This is a genomic window from Flavobacterium aquidurense (genome assembly GCF_002217195.1).
In the GTDB taxonomy this organism is placed as follows: domain Bacteria; phylum Bacteroidota; class Bacteroidia; order Flavobacteriales; family Flavobacteriaceae; genus Flavobacterium; species Flavobacterium frigidimaris.
Genome location: NZ_MUGR01000011.1, coordinates 44,920 through 62,724 on the forward strand (window position 1 = coordinate 44,920; position 17,805 = coordinate 62,724).

Consider the following 17,805-nt stretch of genomic DNA (forward strand, 5'->3'; position numbering starts at 1 on the left):
ACGATTATTTCTTCACTGGAAACTTCCAGTCAAATTCGTCTTTACCATTGATAATCGCTCCAATTTCAAACTTTACTACTTCGTCAAATTCTGTCTGAAGAATAAACCAGTTGTCTTCGTTGAAATAGTTCTCGAACGTATCAAAAGTTTCCTGGGTGTATTTTGTGATTTCTTTTGTGGCTAAATCTTTCTTTACGTCAGCAATTTTTCTTCCAATTAACCTGAACCCGTAAACTTCCAGATCATTGCTTGAAGCTACTAAATAACCTAATTTCAAGTCTTCTTCCTGATAAAATGTCAATCTGATTTTGTGTGCGTTGTATACAAAAATTACATTATCATCTTCATCTGTATAATTTTTGTCCGGTTTTCCTAAAGCAGCCGTTACATCGTTTTGCTTCATTCCGAAAAGCAATTTATCAATTCCTGATTTTAGATTTATTTTCATATTTACTTTTATTTAAAGTGCAAATTTCGTGAAGTTTTTGCAAAGTCCGTCACGATTCTATTTTATTATTTTTTTCGCCACTAATTGCCCTAATTTTCAAGAATTATATTTGTCTGGCTAAGCGAAGTAGAAGCTTTTTATTTTTGCCACAGATTAGAAGGATTAAAAAGGATTTTTTTTAATCTGTTCAAATCTGCGGAATCTGCGTGAAACTTTTTCGATACAACCAGAGCTCTAATAGCATTGCCCTTCGACTTCGCGCAGAGAGACATTACAATAAAAAAATCCGCATAAATCCGTTTCATCCGCATAATCTGTGGGCAATTTAATTTTGATAATTCTTCTTATTTGGTTTAGCACTCATATAAAAAGTAATCTTCCCTCCTTTGATAACATCCGAATGTTTCAGGAAAGGTTTCTCTAATTGTTTTCCATTCAAAAGTACTTTACTCACAAACACATTTTTATCCGATTGATTCACCGTTTCAACTTCGAAAGTTGTTCCGTTTTCTAAATTAAAAACCGCTTTTTTTACCAACGGACTTCCCAAAGCATATTCATCAGAGCCCGGTGCTACGGGATAAAATCCTAAACTGCTAAAAATATACCAGGCGCTCATTTGCCCAAAATCATCGTTTCCGCCCAAACCATCGGCCCCATTTCGATACATTTTTTTTAGGATCATTCTGATTTTATCTTGTGATTTCCACGGCGAGTTCGTCCAATTGTATAAATACACCACATGATGAGAAGGTTCGTTTCCGTGCACATAATTTCCTATAATTCCTTCTCTGGTAATATCCTCTGTATTTTCAAAATATTTATCCGGCAAATGCATGCTGAACAGCGAATCTAATCTTACATTAAATTTATCATTACCGCCCATCATTTTAATCATTTCAGCAGGATCCTGCGGAACATACAAACTATAATTCCATGAATTTCCTTCTATAAAACCTTGTCCATGTGTATCCAGCGGATCAAATTCTTTTTTGAAAGTTCCGTCGTTTAATTTCGGGCGCATAAAACCTGTTTTGGCGTCATAAACATTTTTATAATTTTTAGACCTTTCGATAAATTCATTATAAATATCAGTTTTTCCTAACTTTTTCGCTGCCTGAGCAATGGCCCAATCATCATAAGCATATTCTAAAGTTTTAGAAACCGAAGATCCGTTTTTATCCTCAGGAACATAACCCATTTTCATGTAATATTCCAGTCCGTCATAATACGGCACTTTAGCGGTGTTCACACAAGCCTGAAGTGCTTTTTCCCTGTCAAAATTCCCGTTTCCTTTTACAATCGCATCGGCAATTACTGAAACAGAATGATAGCCAATCATACACCAGTTTTCATTGGCATAATGCGACCAGATGGGCAGCATTTTATGGACACTTTGGTCTGAATGTGCCAACATCGAACTGATCATATCTGAATTTCGCGCAGGCTGAACCAAATTGAATAACGGATGTAAAGCCCTGTACGTATCCCATAAAGAGTAACTGGTGTAGTTTTTAAAGTTTTCGGCTTTATGAACATTCATATCCAGACCTTTATAGTTTCCGTCTACATCCATGTATTCTGTTGGACCTAAAAAGGCATGATACATCGCCGTATAAAAATTCACTAAATCTTCTTTCTGAACCGTTTCAACCTGAATTTTATTCAATTCGTTGTTCCAGACTTCCTGGCTTTGTTTTTTTACCTTTTCGAAATCCCAACCCGGAACTTCTTTTTTCATATTTTCTAAAGCACCTGCAGAACTTACCGGTGACAAAGCCATTTTAATTTTTATTTTTTCGCCCTCTTTAGTATTAAAATCAAAAAACAATTTCAGGTTTTGGCCTGCCATTTCGGGAAAATTCTTAGTCTGATCAAACCTTCCCCAGAAACCTTTGTAGACGCTTTTTTCAAGAGGTGCCTGTCCGTAGCTTTTAATGGGTTTACTAAAAGACATCGCAAAATAAACCGTTCTGGTTCTCGCCCATCCATTGGTCTGGCGATATCCGGTGATTAAAGTATCGTTTTCTACGCGAACAAATGTCCAGACGTTCTTTTTATCGTAATTGTAAATTCCGGAAGTCAGATCCAAAATAATATGTGCTTCCTCTGACTTTGGAAACGTATATTGATGCATTCCAACTCTTGTTGTTGCTGTAAGCTCTGCTTTAATCTTATGATCTTCCAGAAGCACACTATAATAGGCTGGTTCTGCTTTTTCTGTACTATGTGAAAAAACTGATCGATAACCCGATAATGGTTTTGAAGCCACTCCGGGATTCAATTGTAATTTTCCGGTTGTAGGCATAATCAGAAAATCACCTAAATCTGAATGTCCCGTTCCGCTAAAATGCGTGTGACTAAAACCCACAATGGTCTTGTCTTCGTATTGATATCCTGCACAATATTTATAGACATCTCCGTTGTACTTGCCATTTAAACTATAAGCAATCGTATCGGTTTCAGGACTCAGCTGCACACTTCCAAACGGCACTGTAGCACCTGGATAAGTATGTCCCATTTTGGCTGTACCAATCATAGGATCAACATACTGAATCAGGTTTCGCTTTTCTATTGTTTTTTTCTGCGCATTTGCTGCAGCAACAAACACCAAAAATGACAATCCAAAAAGTAAACTTCTACATTTTATTCTATTCATCAGGTTCTTTTTTAAATCAATATTTCTCCTATAAAGTAGTGTCTCGCATTTCCTAAAACGTTTTACCAATACTTTCAGGTCAGAAAATTACAATAAAATATGCTCTTTAAAAAATATAAATTGTTTGAAGCTCAAAAGCTTTTAAATATCTTTGAAGCATCTAAAAATGCCATTTATATATGAAAAATTATATTTTATTTCTAGTCCTTTCTTATAGTACATTCGGGTTTTCGCAAAAAACAGACAGTTATAGGTTAACCAAAGAAGAAATAAAACAACGTGAATTAAATGAAGTTTCTGACTTCCCTATCTATAAAGCATTTGAATGCTCTGATAAAGGCGGGGTCTATGAATTGCTTTTGTGCGAAAACCAAAAGAACATTACTAAAAATGATACTTTAAACACTAAAATTCAGGCTATTTATACCATGGCTGATCATGGCGGTTTTCTTGAAAAATGGAGAATTAATGATTTACTTGAACCTACGGATCCTAAAGAAACTACAATTTGGTTCTGGACAAAATACTGCAGCACTAAAGATCTTGATGGCGATGGCTACATAGATCCTGTAATTGTCTATGGGACAAAAACAGAGTATGGCGGAATAAGACGCGTTAAAATTATTACGGTCTATAAAAACAAAAAATATGCAATTCGCGCTGTAGAATGTGACCTGGATTATTGCAGAAGTTTCAAAAAAGATGCAAGCTGGAATTCTTTACCTCAAAAAATAAAAACCCACATTGATGCTTTAGTTGTAAAGATGAGAAAAGAACAGGATCTTATTTTGCAGGATGGATAGTTAAATTATAAATTCCAACTTAAATATTGGTTAACGGTATTTTTATCCTTGCTTGCCTAAGCTGGATTAAAATCCAGCCCTACAATATGAGCCGAGCCTACGGCTCTTTTTTAGAGTTTACGCTTCAGATTTTCTTTTACTTCTTCAAACCATTCATTTTTCAGGATACTTAAAACGATCGAATCACGGCGTATTTCCTTATTTATTGTTGGCATATGGCTTCGTAAAATGCCTTCGACTTTGCAGCCAATACTTTTCATGGCAGCAATACTTCGTTCGTTATCGTTATCGGCACGAAATTCTACGCGTTCCATCCCAAGTGTTTCGAAAGCAAACTGAAGTAATAAAAATTTACAATGTTTGTTGAGCCCGGTTCCTCTAAAAGCTGAGCCGTACCAGGTAAATCCCAGCTGAAGGGTTTTAAATTCCAGATTCATGTCGTAAAAACGTGTTGAACCGGCGTATTTTTGAGATTTTTTATCGAAAACTATAAAGGGAAATTCTCTTTTATCTTCACGGTTTTTTATTGCCGACTGAATATACTTGATGAGATTTTCTTTTCCGTCTGCGCCTACTAATGAATATTTCCAGGTTTCTGGCTCGTTGATTGAAATTGCTAATAAATTATCGACGTCTGATTCTTGTAACGGACGTAATACAACTAAGTCGTCTTTTAAAATGATATTGTCTGAAAAATTGAAATTTGGTGTTGTCATAAGCTATTTTTTTGTGATGCTCTGTGTGAATCTTTGCGTAAAAACTTTTTCACAGAGATGCACGAAATAATCACGAAGGGTCACAAAGTTTTTAAAGAGAAAAAATTACTCACTCATTTCATCATAACGCTCCGGAATTTGCGGATCGTACAACGGTAATTTGAATTCTTCCATCACTTCTACCAATTTATTCATGGTTTTACCTTCGGTACCGTAACAGTCAATTTTGATACTTTGAGGTGTTGTGATTACCTGAAAAGCACCTTTCCCAGAAGTATTTTGCCAGCTGTTTTCATCGACTCTTTCCCATTTCGAAAATACCGAAGCGATTCTGTTCATGATTACCTCAACCGGAAGCGTTTCAAGGCCTTCGACATCTTCTCTTTCTGTAAGGGCTTCGTAAACTTCATGATGGTTTAAGTAAACCTCCTCTAAATATTTCCAAAAAAGTAATTCGTACATAGCCTGGTGTTTTTTTTAGCCCCGATAGTAGTGAAAATCCTTTTGTCCGCCGCGGCGGATAAAAGATTGTAACGGATAGCGGGATTAGCTCCTAAAAAAGCTAATTATTAATAAAAAAGGTTCTGTTGTAAACTCCAGTATATAAAACCTTTGCAACTCAGAACCTTTGTAACTTTGTAACTCAAAAAAAATTAATATTCGAATGTTCCGTATTCACTGGTAATAGTCAGTTTTTTAGAGTCGGCCGCTTCTACTCTACCTACGATTTGTGCATCGACATTGAACGATTTTGAAATCGCGATGATATCTTGTGCAATGTTTTCAGGAACGTAGATTTCCATACGGTGACCACAATTGAAAACCTGATACATTTCTTTCCAGTCGGTTTTTGATTGCTCCTGAATTAACCTGAACAATGGCGGAACCGGGAATAAATTGTCTTTTATAATGTGTAAATTCTGTACGAAATGTAAAATTTTGGTCTGCGCTCCACCACTACAATGCACCATTCCGTGAATTTCGTTTGGCGTGTAGGTGTCTAAAATTTTCTTGATAATTGGTGCATAAGTTCTGGTTGGAGAAAGTACTAGCTGACCTGCATTTATTGGGCTGTTTTCGACCTCATCGGTTAGATTTACCTGTCCTGAGTAAATTAATTCCTCCGGCACAAGCGCATCATAACTTTCAGGGTATTTTTTAGCTAGATATTTCCCGAAAACGTCGTGACGGGCAGATGTTAATCCGTTACTTCCCATTCCGCCATTATAGCTTTTTTCGTAAGTTGCCTGACCAAAAGAAGTCAAACCAACAATCACGTCACCCGCTTTAATGTTAGCATTATCTACAACATCGCTGCGTTTCATACGGGCTGTTACGGTAGAATCTACAATTATGGTACGAACAACATCTCCAACATCGGCAGTTTCGCCTCCTGTGGAATGAATCGTTACGCCAAAAGATTTTAATTCGTTGATTAATTCTTCTGTTCCGTTGATAATTGCCGAAATAACTTCTGCAGGAATTAAGTTTTTGTTTCTTCCAATTGTAGAAGAAAGCAAAATATTATCGGTTGCCCCAACACATAATAAATCGTCGATATTCATAATTAAAGCATCCTGAGCGATTCCTTTCCAAACTGAAATATCTCCTGTTTCTTTCCAGTACATATACGCCAGAGACGATTTTGTACCCGCTCCGTCAGCGTGCATGATTAAGCAATATTCCTCATCCTGGGTAAGGTAATCCGGAACAATTTTACAAAATGCCTGAGGAAATAAACCTTTATCGATATTTTTTATGGCGTTGTGTACGTCTTCTTTTGATGCCGAAACACCTCTTTGTGCGTACCTTTTGCTAGAATCTGAACTCATGAAACTTAGTTTGTGTTGATGTGGTGCAAAGATAATCCCTTTTTTTAATTCTCAGGGCTATACTATTTAAAATTGAATATTTTGACGCACAAAAAAATTCGGCAGGTGAGATAACGCTGCCGAATTTCCTGAGTAAAACTGGTTTAAAATTTTGGCCTCTAAAAGTTATTCCCAATCTGGCATTGCCGTTCCTGAGAATAAAACGGTTCTTGAATTGACAACTCCGATAGTCGTTTTTACGATATTTTTTACCGAAAGCCCATCATTAGAGGTATTGGTAAAAATAAGTTCTGATTCGTTTGGTGAATAGCGAACATCCAGATCATTTGTTCCTAAGGTTTTTTCTGTCAGGATTTGAGTTAAAACTGCGGATCCAAAATTATATTCGAAAATTCTGGAATCTAACTGACGATAATTTAGGTTTTCGAAACCGGCAACATCTCTCGTATAGACTAATTTTTGTCCGGTAACTGAAAAATTCAATCCTCCGACTGCTCCTGTTTGTCCCGACAAAATTGTAGCTGTCACGACTCCTGACGGATTTATAACGTAAATTTCAGCATTGTAACCATTGGCATCATTTACTTTTAAAGCAATTTTTGATCCATCGGCACTCCAGTCACATTCTGATATAAATTTGCCATTGGGTGTTTGAAATACTTTGGTCAAGCCACTGCCGTCACTATTGATTTTGTATAATTTATCGAAGTTAGGATAAATAAGTTCACTTCCTGAAGCATTCCAGGAATACCCAATATAATCTGAATTGAAACCTGCAACAGGAACAGAATTGGTTATTTTTTTAACTTCCGTCCCGTCATAATTCATTGTATAAAGGTCGTTTTGAGAACCATTTGTTCCTATAAAAGCAATTTTTTTGGCCTGATTGTTTCTTCTTGGGCGCCAGCTATTTTTAGTCGAACTTGTCAATTGATATTGTTTACCGGCATCATCAGCTGTAAAAATCACATTATTATCATTTATGTTTTTAACAAACAAAAATCTGGTAGTCGGAAAAGCAATTGTAGTAAATGAACTTACCGCACTTAAAACCGGAGTATTTATACCATCTGTAACTTCAATTTGCCAATAGTACTTGGTACCAAAAATTAAATCTGTCAGCGTTAGTTTTTGCTCTTTTATGGCATCATACACTTTCACCTCGCTATTACTGTCATTTCTAAGCGTTACTTTAAAAGTTAACACATCTTTATCAGGATCAGTAACTGTCCAGGTCAGATCTAAAGATACTGCCTGAGCTGTACTATTATCAACCGGACTTACCTGTACGGGAACTGTTGGCGGTTTGTTATTAGCGGTTGCTTTTTTAAGTTCAAAAATAATCTCCGACGTATTGTTTGCCGTCACGGTTGTAGCTTCAAATTTTGCTACAAAACCATCTTTTTGAGCCTGAAAAGAGTATTCTCCCACTTTTACGTTCGCAACTGTAAATTTGCCGTCAGCATCTGTAAAAACCGTACTTGTAGTTGGGCTTGAGAGTATTTTTACATTTTCCATAGGTTCAAAAGTATCCGCATTAACCACTCTACCGCTAACGGTGCCATAGGCCAATTCTCCTATTTTCTCTTCACTGCATGAAACCAAAAACAATAAAAAAAGTACGCTTGCTATTTTGTATAAATACTTCATTATTAATTTGTTTTTAAATTGAAAATTCTGATTCATCTTTAAAATTCTGATGTTTAAAACTGCTTTATTTTTTCTTTTTTGCGAAATAATAAGTGAGTCCTATCCCGAATTTATAATAGTAATCATCCCGAGTTCCTGACGTTATATAGTCGACGTTGTCACTGAAATTAATATTTTGCTCTGCAAATAATTTTATTCCAATTCTGTCAGATGCTAAATACTCAAGACCTAAACCGTATTGAATCTTACCGTATGTATTCTCGAATTTCTTGTTCATGGCATAACCGCCGCCTCCATACAAATAGGGTGTAAAACGATCTTTAGGCAGTAAAAGCCATTCGAGATTAAGGTCATAAGTGATATAACCAACATCGAGTAAATTTTTATTGGCGAGATTGACCACATTCGTAGAGGCACTGATATTAAAACCGGGCGTTATAAAAAACTTTAGAGCTCCTCTGCCAAAAGGCCTTAAAAGCGGATCCTGATAATCGCCATCCATTAATGTTGCTCCTCCTGAAATTTCGATGGCAAATTTGCTTCTTCTGTTTTCCAGAACTCTTCCGTAAAGTTGGGTTGCATCAGCAGTTTTAGTTTCCTCTGCATAAGCCTTCAGCAAATTATCAACTTCCCATTTGGGCGCGTCTGCTTCCCAGATATTATCTTTTATTCCTTCCAGAACAAGAGATTCTACCGCTTTTTCGATGGCTTCGGTTACGGCCATATGCACAGGTTCATTAGTGGTATATCCTGTTTCTACTTCTAATAATCTTTTAAAATTTACATATCTGAATAAACTTTCATCAATTGCCTGTGATAAAATGGTTTTAGAGATATAAACCGATTTTAAAATTTTTCCGTTAGATGTCGAAATCATTCTCAAATAAATCGTAACCCGATCCTGACGGTATTTTACAGACGCTCCGGCTCCAAAATATCGTGCCCCGAAACCTCCTGTGATAATATTAGAATCATACGAAACGATACCGCCTTCTAGTAAAACTCCTGCATATAATAAAGGAGTTAATTGTGGCTCATTAGGATTGGCATTTTTTACATATTCCTGACGTGTTGCCCGAATCAGGTTTCGTTCCTGCAATAGATTACCAATGTTTTCGCGCTCAATTGGCACAAACCATTTTGAATCTTCAAGCGCTTTTATCAATATTGAGGTAGCACCCTGCGTAACGGCAGTACTAAAACTGCTTCCGTTTTCCTGAGGTTTATATTGTCCGGTCTGATCCCTGAATTTATAGACACCAACGACAACGGGTTCTTTTGGTTTTGGCAAATCTTTTAGCAATGAAGTCGCGGGCGTACCTTCGCCTAAAATTGCTTTTTCGACTCCGGTTGGCTGATTAAAATAAGCACCGCAACCCGAAAAAAGAAATCCGAATAAAATTAGTAAGTAGTGATGTAATCTCATGTTATTTATTTGGGATGATAACTTGGGTTTGTTCTCCTGTATTGGTATCTAAAATATTTAGTGTGAGTCCGTCTGCAGATGGATAAACGTCGACAGAATAGCTTCCAAAAGTATAGGAACCTTCCTTAATACCATCAGTACCAAATTGTTGTTTGTAGAGAGAACTGGAAATCTGACTTAATAACTGGGCATTTAAATTGGCTTTAAATCGCTCCAAATCAGTTTGTGGCGCTGTTATGGCCGTTTTATCTTTCTGCTTGTTCTGCGCTTCTGCGCTGCTCAAGAGCCATTGATAATTGAAAGTATCTCCTCCAAAAGCCGGATTTACCGGTTTATAAACTAAAGCCTGCGCGTTTATAAACGGAGATAGTAGTAGCAATACTACGAGGGTTATAATAAATTTCATGTCGCTAATAATAAAATTAATACTGAGTGAAATATTTTCGCTGTTTTTCTTTTTCTTTAAAATAAGTAAAGGTGGCATTTACAGATTCCTCTGCAACGGCGTCTAAAAATTCGTCATCCGGTCTGGCTAAAAACTCATAAATAACCTCATTATCGACGGTTATTGTTATGGCTGTATTTCTTGCAAAACTATATTCTTCACCTATTGTTACTATCTTTTCAGCATTTATTCCAATATCATTGTACCTGTAATAATACCGATCATAAAAATCTTTACCAATTTTTGTTTTGGTGTCGTCCGTAATGATTCCTCTTAACACAAATCCGTCAACAGGAAGAACTATTACATCGTCTTTTTTTTTTCCTGACCCAGAACTACACGATCTTTCGCTATTATTTGCTTGTCTTCATCATAAAACAATAATAATACGATTACCTCATCATCTTCTGACAGATTGATTTGTGAGGTTGATAGTTTTTGTCGTTCATTGGGCTGCAGGGTAAAAACACCAACTTGGTCATTATTAGACTGATTATTACTTTTACTATTGTTTTTTATAACAGACATTTTGTAGGCAGCACTCCTGATTACCTCTGTAAGGTTTTCTGCCGTACCGGTAATTTTTACATTGCCTTCAACTTTCTCTATTTCGAGTTTTGCTTTTATTTTGTCTTGGGGGACCTGACCGTATAATACGGCAGTTAAAAACAGAAATGAGAAAATAATATGTCGGTATATAAAACGCATGTTTTAAATTTATTGATTGATAAGAATTATCGAAGCTCCATTTCCTGTCTGGGTAATTTTCATGTTCTTAGACATCGAATTGGTTCCAATATTTTTAATGTTTTGATTGTCTCCTTTTTGGACCATTTCCATATTTACATTATAATTGGTATACAATGTAAAATCTGAAATTTTGTTATTATCGCCTCTTTGCACCACATTTTGCGTGATTGTTTTAGCATTTTTATCTAAAAGCAACTGATTGCGATCTCCAATTTGATTGACGGCAACTTTGGTTTCTTTTGATTTTAAAAATGCTGTTACTGTATTTAAATCTCCGATTTGCTGTATATTAATACCCGATTGGATTTTTTGATTTAAATCATTCTGAGCCTTTTTATCCATTGAAGAAACTAAACTAAAAGCGACTTGTTTTGAATTAAAAACAGACGAGCTATAGTTTTTAAAATCTGAATCATCCTCTTTTTCCTGTGCATAAAACACCGGAGAAAAAAGCAAGAAAACGATACTGGTTAAAATGAAAGTTTTCATCTTGATTTTATTTAAATTAAAAAAATGAGATAGTTACGTTCTGCAACTATCTCATTTGTTTTTTAGAGTATTAGTTACTTTGAGTAACAGTAATTGTATTTGTATTTCCTTTTGAAAATGCAATACTAGAATGCGCTGCACCAGTTTGTGTAACAGTAGCTATATTGAAGTTACCAATTTGCAAAGTGTCTTCAGTTAACTTAGTACCATTTTGTACACTTGTAGCTTTGTTCTCATCACCATATTGGTAGTGGTTAGACGTATTTTTGTCTGCCACAGAAGTACCAGATGGAGAAGTTTGTGTTTGCCAAGATTGGTTATGAACACCACCTTGAGAAGCATAAGCTACATTGTTATCTCCGTTTTGAGTTTGTGTAGCCTCATTTTTGCTATGAGGAGCAAATGGAACATTTACAGCTGCAACATGTCCTAATTGAGTAGCATTGAACGGAAGTCCGGTTGGTTTTTCGTTTCCTGTTGTTCCCTGATCTACAGTAGCAGTATTGCTGTTACCTGTTTGTTTTTGAGTTGCGATGTCAAATCCTCCTAATGCACTTGAAGCTCCCGCAATTTGATCTTGCCATATTGTAGCTTTATTGCTGTTTCCGGTTTGAGTTTGGTACGCTTTGTTGTCATGGTTACTTTGAGAAATAAATGCGCCGTTGTTATTACCGGTTTGTTTTACATCAGCTTTGTTGTCTTTAGCTGCATACAAACCTGGTTGAATTCCCTGGTAAACTTCAGATTTGTTGTTGTCTCCTAATTGATCTACAAGAGACCCATTATGCGATCCGTTTTGTGTTACAATACCAGTGTCGGTGTTACCAACTTGATTTACTGATGATGTGTTTCCCTGTGCAAAAGCCGCTGCTCCTACCAATAGCATCGCTGAGATGCTCAAAATTACTTTTTTCATAATAGATATATTTAATTGGTTATTAATACAACTTATTATGTAGGTCAGTGTGATTTGGGGAAATCAAGCCATCAAAAAACGTCATTCGAAAATAAAATCAGAAGACTTATTTTCTTTCTTCATGACCAAAATTAGAAAACTTCTCGAAAATCAAATCAAGTATAAATACCTATTTTACAATAACATAACCACTTTTCGATGAACTGTAAAACTATCTCGACGAACTACTGAAATCAGCAAAAACATAAGTAGGAAATTACTTTCTTATCATAATTTCTTTACATTTACCCCTAATTATATGCTAAAAACAACATTAACAATGCATTATTTTAACATTACAACAAAAAAAAGCCCACCTAAATTCGATGGGCTTGGTAGAATTGTTAAATTACTATTTATTTGGTAAACAATAACTCTCTGTATTTGGTTAATGTCCAGCTTTCGTCGTCTACAAGTAGCTCTAATTTATCACAGTGATTACGAATATCTTCAAAATAAGGTTTCACTTTATTACAGTAAGCCTCGGCCATTTTTTGCGCATCGGTTAAATGATTGGCTGTTCTTCTTTCGTCTGTCATCGCCAATACTTTAGAATTGATTCCTTCAATATGGCCGGAAATCTCTTTAATCAAAACGATCTGCTCTTTTGCAATAGTCTCAAATTCTTTTCCAAAGATCTCTTTTAATCCTTTTACATTTTCGATTAAGGTATTTTGGTAACGTATTGCCGTAGGAATAACATGGTTTCTGGCAATATCTCCCAAAACCCTTCCTTCGATCTGAATTTTCTTAGTGTATTCTTCTAATTCTATTTCATAACGTGCTTCAGCTTCAATATGATTTAGAATTCCTAATTCAGAAAATAAATCCAAAGCTTGTTTCGAAACTTTAGCCTTAATTGCTTCCGGAGTGGTTTTAAAATTACTTAAACCTCTTTTTGCCGCTTCTTTCTCCCAACTTTCGCTATATCCGTCACCTTCAAAAAGTATTTTTTTAGATTGTTTGATATACTCTCGTAATACATTAAATATCGCATCGTCTTTTTTCATGTCTTTCGACTCGATCAAAGTATCTACTTCTATTTTAAAGTCTTTTAATTGTTTGGCAACAATCGCATTCAAAGTGGTCATCGCGTTTGAACAGTTTGAATTTGATCCAACGGCTCTGAACTCCCATTTATTTCCGGTGAAGGCAAAAGGCGATGTTCTGTTTCTGTCTGTATTGTCTAAAAGAACGTCCGGAATTTTACCTACTACATTCAATTTTAAATCTGTTTTTTCTTCAGGAGATAATTTTCCTGTTGTAACGCTTTCTAACTCAGATAACACTTTGGTCAATTGTGCCCCGATAAAAACAGAGATTATGGCCGGCGGCGCTTCATTGGCTCCTAATCTGTGATCATTACTTGCTGTTGCAATAGCAGCCCTTAATAATGTTTCGTAATCATTAACTGCTTTTATGGTATTAATAAAGAAGGTCAGGAACTGCAAATTACTCATTGGCGTTTTACTCGGACTTAACAAATTAACTCCCGTGTCTGTTGCCAGTGACCAGTTATTGTGTTTTCCTGATCCGTTTACTCCTTTAAAAGGTTTTTCGTGAAACAATACTTTAAAGTCGTGACGCTCGGCCACTTTTTGCATCACATCCATTAATAAAGAGTTATGATCTACCGCAAGATTGGTTTCTTCGAAAATGGGTGCCAGCTCAAACTGATTTGGTGCTACTTCGTTATGACGTGTTTTTACCGGAATTCCTAACAACATACATTCCTGCTCTAAATCTCTCATATAAGTCAGGGCACGTGTTGGAATTGATCCAAAATAATGATCGTCTAATTGTTGTCCTTTTGCAGAAGTGTGTCCTAATAAGGTTCTTCCGGTCATCATCAGGTCAGGACGAGAATTGGCCAATGCTTTATCAATAAGGAAATATTCCTGTTCCCATCCTAAAGTAGCGGTTACCTTTTTTACATTTTTATCAAAGTATTTACATACTTCTGTCGCTGCTTCATCTATAGCAGATAAAGCTCTTAACAACGGAATCTTATTGTCTAAAGCTTCTCCCGTATAAGCGATAAAAACAGTTGGAATACATAAAGTAGTCCCGTAAATAAATGCCGGAGAAGTTGGGTCCCAGGCCGTATATCCTCTGGCTTCGAATGTATTTCTGATTCCGCCATTCGGGAAACTCGATGCATCCGGTTCTTGTTGTACCAGTTGTGCTCCGCCAAATTTCTCTACAGGATCACTTCCGTCATAAGAGACTTCAAAAAAAGCATCGTGTTTTTCGGCAGTAGTTCCTGTAAGTGGCTGAAACCAGTGTGTATAATGAGTAACACCTTTGGATAATGCCCATTCTTTCATTCCCATGGCGATATAATCTGCCAGTTTTCTGTCTATTTTAGTTCCATGCTGAATGGCATCTCTAACTCCCTTTAAAGCATCCGAAGTCAAAAACTGCTTCATTGCTTTTTCATTAAACACATTTGCACCAAAAATGTTAGATTTTCTATCGATTTCTTCAAAATGTACTGGCTTTCTTGTAGAAGCATCTCTCAAGGCCTGGAAACGTAATGTTGACATGTATAATAAGTTTAAAATTTGTACTAATTTTTACTAAAAAATGATCGACAAATATAAACAAATAAAAAGGCTGTTTATAGGATAAATTTGAGATTTTTATTCGACGATTTTTCAACGTAAGATGCTTTTTTCAAAGAATAATGAATTTGATTTGAAAAAATATAACAAAACACCTCAGTATTCTTCATTAAATAAACATTTTTTCACAATTCCTTAACCTCAAATACCAATAAAGACAAGTAATTTTTACGAATTTATTTTTTAAAGGTATAAAAAATTGCTTTTTTAAAAATATACCCCTCCCAAAATTGCGCTTATCTAAAAAATAATACTCGCTTAAACAAAATAGCCCCCTAATTTTTACGGCTAAAAAAATAAATCTATATTTGACCCAACGAAAAAAACAAAAAAATTAATTTATATTATTATGGCTAAAATTAAGTTAGAGTACATTTGGTTAGATGGATATGAACCAACTCAAAATCTTAGAAGTAAAACTAAAGTTGAAGAGCATGAAAATTTCAAAGGAACGTTAGAAGAACTTGGAAATTGGTCATTTGATGGTTCATCTACAAAACAAGCCGAAGGAGGATCTTCAGACTGTCTGTTAGTTCCTGTTGCAATTTATCCTGATCCAACTCGTATAAACGGGTACATTGTAATGTCAGAAGTTATGTTTGCTGACGGAACACCACACCCTTCTAACGGTAGAGCTACAATTGATGATGATAATGATGATTTTTGGTTTGGTTTCGAACAAGAGTATTTCATCATGGATACTAAAACTTTATTGCCATTAGGTTTCCCTGTTGGAGGTTATCCTGCTCCACAAGGTATGTACTACTGTTCTGTAGGTGGAAAAAACACTCACGGAAGAAAATTAGTAGAAGAACATGCTGACTTATGTATCGCTGCAGGTCTTAACTTTGAAGGAATCAACCAAGAGGTTGCTTGCGGACAATGGGAATTTCAATTATTTGCAAAAGGTGCTAAAAAAGCCGGAGATGAAATCTGGGTTGCTCGTTACTTATTAGACCGTTTGACTGAAAAATACGGTTACTATATAGAATATCACCCAAAACCACTTGGAGATACAGACTGGAATGGTTCAGGTATGCATGCTAACTTCTCTAACGAGGTGTTAAGAACATGTGGTTCTAAAGAAACTTACGAAAAAATATGTGAAGCTTTCCGTCCTGTTGTTGCAGAACACATTGCAGTTTACGGAGCTTACAACGACCAACGTTTAACTGGTAAACATGAAACTGCTTCTATTCACGATTTCTCTTATGGAGTATCTGATAGAGGAGCTTCAATCAGAATTCCTTTATATACAGTTCAAAAAGGATGGAAAGGATACCTTGAAGACAGAAGACCAGCATCAAACGGTGATCCGTACAAAATTGCTGCAAGAATTATCAAAACTGTAAAATCAGCGCTATAATTCATAGTTATATTATACTAAAAAGTGCCATCTTAACCGATGGCACTTTTTTTTGTTTACTATATTTAGGTATCTAAACCCAATTGTCAGTTCGAGCGGAGTCGAGAACCTTTATAGTGTTTGAACAAAATCTGTCGTCACAAGCATTTCGACTTCGCTCAATGTGACACAACGTTTTCAATAATAAACCTGACAGGTTTTAAAAACCTGTAGGGTTTATAAAAAAGTATCAAATCCCAATTGTCAATTCGAGCGAAGTCGGGAACCTTTATAGTACAAAACTAATCGCAACCACAATTTAACTTCAATTAATGTGACGGAACATGTTAAATTTGAGGTAACTTTTTGATAATTAATTTTTCACGTTAAACACCAAAAACTATCTTTGTAAATCATTAAAAATAAACATCATGATAGTCTGGATTTTGTTTTTGTTGGCCGTTGTTTTGATCCTTACTTTAGATTTGGGAGTATTTAATAAAAACCCTCATATTATCAGCACTAAAGAAGCAAGTAAATGGACTCTCATTTGGGTCACATTATCTTTCCTGTTTTCGGGAGTCATTTATTGGCTTTATACCACAGATTATATCGAAAATCCGGATAATCTAAAACCAGCCGTGGCTTCGATGAAGTTTATTACGGGGTATTTGATCGAACTCTCTTTAAGTGTCGATAATATTTTTGTAATTGCAATTATTTTTGCCTCTTTCAAAATCCCCCAAAAATACCAGCACCGTGTTTTATTCTGGGGAATTTTAGGCGCAGTGGTTTTCCGTGGATTGATGATTTTCTTTGGTGTAATGCTCATTCATAAATTTGCCTGGACTACTTATTTGTTTGGTGCTTTCCTGATATTTACTGCCTTAAAAATGTTATTCTCCGGCGATGATGATGACTTTCACCCAAAAGATTCTTTTGTATACAAAACACTTGGAAAAATCATCCCCATTACAGCTGAAATGGACGGTGAAAAGTTTTTCATCAGTACAAAAACCGCCAAAAGAACCGCAACGCCATTATTTGTAGCCTTGGTTGTTATTGAGGTTATGGACGTTCTTTTTGCTGTAGATAGTGTTCCCGCCATCTTAGCGATTACCTCTGACCCGTTTTTGGTCTTCAGTTCTAATATCTTTGCAATTCTGGGATTACGTTCGATGTACTTTTTCTTAGCCAATATGCTGGCAAGATTCAGTTTCTTAGAATATAGTTTAGTAGCTATTTTAGCCTTTGTGGGATTAAAAATGCTTTTACACGAATGGATTCAGGTACCGGAATGGGCTTCATTAGGTTTTATTGCACTTTCGCTTTTAGTGGGGATTTTGGTTTCTCTTAAATTTGGAAAAGAAAAAGAACTTACTGATACTGATTTAGAACAGGAATAATATTCCTGAAACATATATTTATAATAAAGGCTATCCCAAAAAGATAGCCTTTTATTTTTATTGATCATTTGTTATTTCGCTACTAGACTTAAGAGACAGACGATTTCGAATAATCGTTTTAATAAATCTACAAAGTTTGTCATTTCGATAGAAAAAGGCCCGAGCGATAGCGAACAGACAGAGTAAATCACACAAGAAAACCGATAAAGATTGGGCTATAGTTACGGAATTACTTGTGGAGATTCCTCGTTCCTCGG

The 17,805-nt window shown here is 35.7% G+C and carries 16 protein-coding genes; 3 read left to right on the forward strand and 13 right to left on the reverse strand.

Annotated features, from left to right (window positions below):
- Nucleotides 1–4 precede the first annotated feature (4 nt).
- Nucleotides 5–448: a hypothetical protein gene (locus tag B0A67_RS06780; RefSeq protein WP_072956265.1), complete on the reverse strand. Its 444-nt coding sequence runs from the start codon at nucleotides 446–448 to the stop codon at nucleotides 5–7.
- Between the two features lie 325 nt (nucleotides 449–773).
- Nucleotides 774–3,107: a GH92 family glycosyl hydrolase gene (locus B0A67_RS06785; RefSeq protein WP_072956268.1), complete on the reverse strand. Its 2,334-nt coding sequence runs from the start codon at nucleotides 3,105–3,107 to the stop codon at nucleotides 774–776.
- A gap of 179 nt (nucleotides 3,108–3,286) precedes the next feature.
- Here B0A67_RS06785 and B0A67_RS06790 point away from each other — a divergent pair, with 179 nt between their 5' ends.
- On the forward strand, nucleotides 3,287–3,910 hold the full coding sequence (locus B0A67_RS06790) for a M949_RS01915 family surface polysaccharide biosynthesis protein (protein WP_072956272.1): 624 nt from the start codon (nucleotides 3,287–3,289) through the stop codon (nucleotides 3,908–3,910).
- Between the two features lie 110 nt (nucleotides 3,911–4,020).
- Here the strand turns inward: B0A67_RS06790 and B0A67_RS06795 are convergent, their stop codons facing one another.
- The 11 genes from B0A67_RS06795 to B0A67_RS06845 all read right to left on the reverse strand — a co-directional run bounded on the left by B0A67_RS06795 (nucleotide 4,021) and on the right by B0A67_RS06845 (nucleotide 14,719).
- Nucleotides 4,021–4,626, reverse strand: a complete 606-nt coding sequence (locus tag B0A67_RS06795) for a GNAT family N-acetyltransferase (protein ID WP_072956275.1) — start codon at nucleotides 4,624–4,626, stop codon at nucleotides 4,021–4,023.
- A 105-nt stretch (nucleotides 4,627–4,731) separates the two neighbouring features.
- Nucleotides 4,732–5,088 carry a hypothetical protein gene (locus B0A67_RS06800; RefSeq protein ID WP_072956278.1) on the reverse strand — a complete coding sequence of 119 codons (357 nt, stop codon included), beginning with the start codon at nucleotides 5,086–5,088 and terminating at the stop codon, nucleotides 4,732–4,734.
- Between the two features lie 191 nt (nucleotides 5,089–5,279).
- The gene (locus B0A67_RS06805; RefSeq protein WP_072956281.1) at nucleotides 5,280–6,458 is read right to left on the reverse strand and encodes an AIR synthase related protein; all 1,179 of its coding nucleotides are present in this window, start codon (nucleotides 6,456–6,458) and stop codon (nucleotides 5,280–5,282) included.
- A 165-nt stretch (nucleotides 6,459–6,623) separates the two neighbouring features.
- Nucleotides 6,624–8,108, reverse strand: a complete 1,485-nt coding sequence (locus B0A67_RS06810; RefSeq protein ID WP_072956854.1) for a carboxypeptidase regulatory-like domain-containing protein — start codon at nucleotides 8,106–8,108, stop codon at nucleotides 6,624–6,626.
- Between the two features lie 64 nt (nucleotides 8,109–8,172).
- Entirely contained in the window at nucleotides 8,173–9,534 is a 1,362-nt protein-coding gene (locus tag B0A67_RS06815) for a CsgG/HfaB family protein (RefSeq protein WP_072956284.1), read from the reverse strand.
- A 1-nt stretch (nucleotide 9,535) separates the two neighbouring features.
- On the reverse strand, nucleotides 9,536–9,940 hold the full coding sequence (locus B0A67_RS06820; RefSeq protein WP_072956287.1) for a curli production assembly/transport component CsgF: 405 nt from the start codon (nucleotides 9,938–9,940) through the stop codon (nucleotides 9,536–9,538).
- Between the two features lie 16 nt (nucleotides 9,941–9,956).
- Complete coding sequence (locus B0A67_RS06825) at nucleotides 9,957–10,259, reverse strand: CsgE family curli-type amyloid fiber assembly protein (protein WP_072956290.1); 303 nt, start codon at nucleotides 10,257–10,259, stop codon at nucleotides 9,957–9,959.
- Between the two features lie 23 nt (nucleotides 10,260–10,282).
- Nucleotides 10,283–10,687 (reverse strand): curli-like amyloid fiber formation chaperone CsgH, encoded by a 405-nt coding sequence (gene csgH / locus B0A67_RS06830; RefSeq protein WP_072956293.1) that lies wholly within the window; start codon nucleotides 10,685–10,687, stop codon nucleotides 10,283–10,285.
- A 9-nt stretch (nucleotides 10,688–10,696) separates the two neighbouring features.
- On the reverse strand, nucleotides 10,697–11,218 hold the full coding sequence (locus B0A67_RS06835; protein WP_072956297.1) for a hypothetical protein: 522 nt from the start codon (nucleotides 11,216–11,218) through the stop codon (nucleotides 10,697–10,699).
- A gap of 70 nt (nucleotides 11,219–11,288) precedes the next feature.
- Entirely contained in the window at nucleotides 11,289–12,134 is an 846-nt protein-coding gene (locus tag B0A67_RS06840) for a hypothetical protein (protein WP_072956300.1), read from the reverse strand.
- Between the two features lie 395 nt (nucleotides 12,135–12,529).
- Nucleotides 12,530–14,719: a glutamine synthetase III family protein gene (locus B0A67_RS06845; protein WP_072956303.1), complete on the reverse strand. Its 2,190-nt coding sequence runs from the start codon at nucleotides 14,717–14,719 to the stop codon at nucleotides 12,530–12,532.
- 427 nt (nucleotides 14,720–15,146) lie between these two features.
- Between B0A67_RS06845 and B0A67_RS06850 the strand changes: the two genes are divergently transcribed.
- Together B0A67_RS06850 and B0A67_RS06855 are read left to right on the forward strand one after the other, a co-directional pair.
- A complete protein-coding gene (locus tag B0A67_RS06850) occupies nucleotides 15,147–16,163 on the forward strand; it encodes a glutamine synthetase beta-grasp domain-containing protein (protein ID WP_072956306.1) in 1,017 nt (338 codons plus the stop codon).
- 410 nt (nucleotides 16,164–16,573) lie between these two features.
- A complete protein-coding gene (locus B0A67_RS06855) occupies nucleotides 16,574–17,548 on the forward strand; it encodes a TerC family protein (protein ID WP_072956309.1) in 975 nt (324 codons plus the stop codon).
- Nucleotides 17,549–17,805: the final 257 nt, after the last annotated feature.

Bases quoted from the DNA above. Each gene is read 5' to 3' on its own strand.
- B0A67_RS06810 (WP_072956854.1), bottom strand. From the start codon at position 8,108: ATGAAGTATTTATACAAAATAGCAAGCGTACTTTTTTTATTGTTTTTG.
- B0A67_RS06850 (WP_072956306.1), top strand. From the start codon at position 15,147: ATGGCTAAAATTAAGTTAGAGTACATTTGGTTAGATGGATATGAACCA.
- B0A67_RS06780 (WP_072956265.1), bottom strand. From the start codon at position 448: ATGAAAATAAATCTAAAATCAGGAATTGATAAATTGCTTTTCGGAATG.
- B0A67_RS06795 (WP_072956275.1), bottom strand. From the start codon at position 4,626: ATGACAACACCAAATTTCAATTTTTCAGACAATATCATTTTAAAAGAC.
- B0A67_RS06790 (WP_072956272.1), top strand. From the start codon at position 3,287: ATGAAAAATTATATTTTATTTCTAGTCCTTTCTTATAGTACATTCGGG.
- B0A67_RS06840 (WP_072956300.1), bottom strand. From the start codon at position 12,134: ATGAAAAAAGTAATTTTGAGCATCTCAGCGATGCTATTGGTAGGAGCA.
- B0A67_RS06835 (WP_072956297.1), bottom strand. From the start codon at position 11,218: ATGAAAACTTTCATTTTAACCAGTATCGTTTTCTTGCTTTTTTCTCCG.
- B0A67_RS06855 (WP_072956309.1), top strand. From the start codon at position 16,574: ATGATAGTCTGGATTTTGTTTTTGTTGGCCGTTGTTTTGATCCTTACT.
- B0A67_RS06845 (WP_072956303.1), bottom strand. From the start codon at position 14,719: ATGTCAACATTACGTTTCCAGGCCTTGAGAGATGCTTCTACAAGAAAG.
- B0A67_RS06805 (WP_072956281.1), bottom strand. From the start codon at position 6,458: ATGAGTTCAGATTCTAGCAAAAGGTACGCACAAAGAGGTGTTTCGGCA.
- B0A67_RS06785 (WP_072956268.1), bottom strand. From the start codon at position 3,107: ATGAATAGAATAAAATGTAGAAGTTTACTTTTTGGATTGTCATTTTTG.
- B0A67_RS06820 (WP_072956287.1), bottom strand. From the start codon at position 9,940: ATGAAATTTATTATAACCCTCGTAGTATTGCTACTACTATCTCCGTTT.
- B0A67_RS06800 (WP_072956278.1), bottom strand. From the start codon at position 5,088: ATGTACGAATTACTTTTTTGGAAATATTTAGAGGAGGTTTACTTAAAC.
- B0A67_RS06815 (WP_072956284.1), bottom strand. From the start codon at position 9,534: ATGAGATTACATCACTACTTACTAATTTTATTCGGATTTCTTTTTTCG.
- csgH (WP_072956293.1), bottom strand. From the start codon at position 10,687: ATGCGTTTTATATACCGACATATTATTTTCTCATTTCTGTTTTTAACT.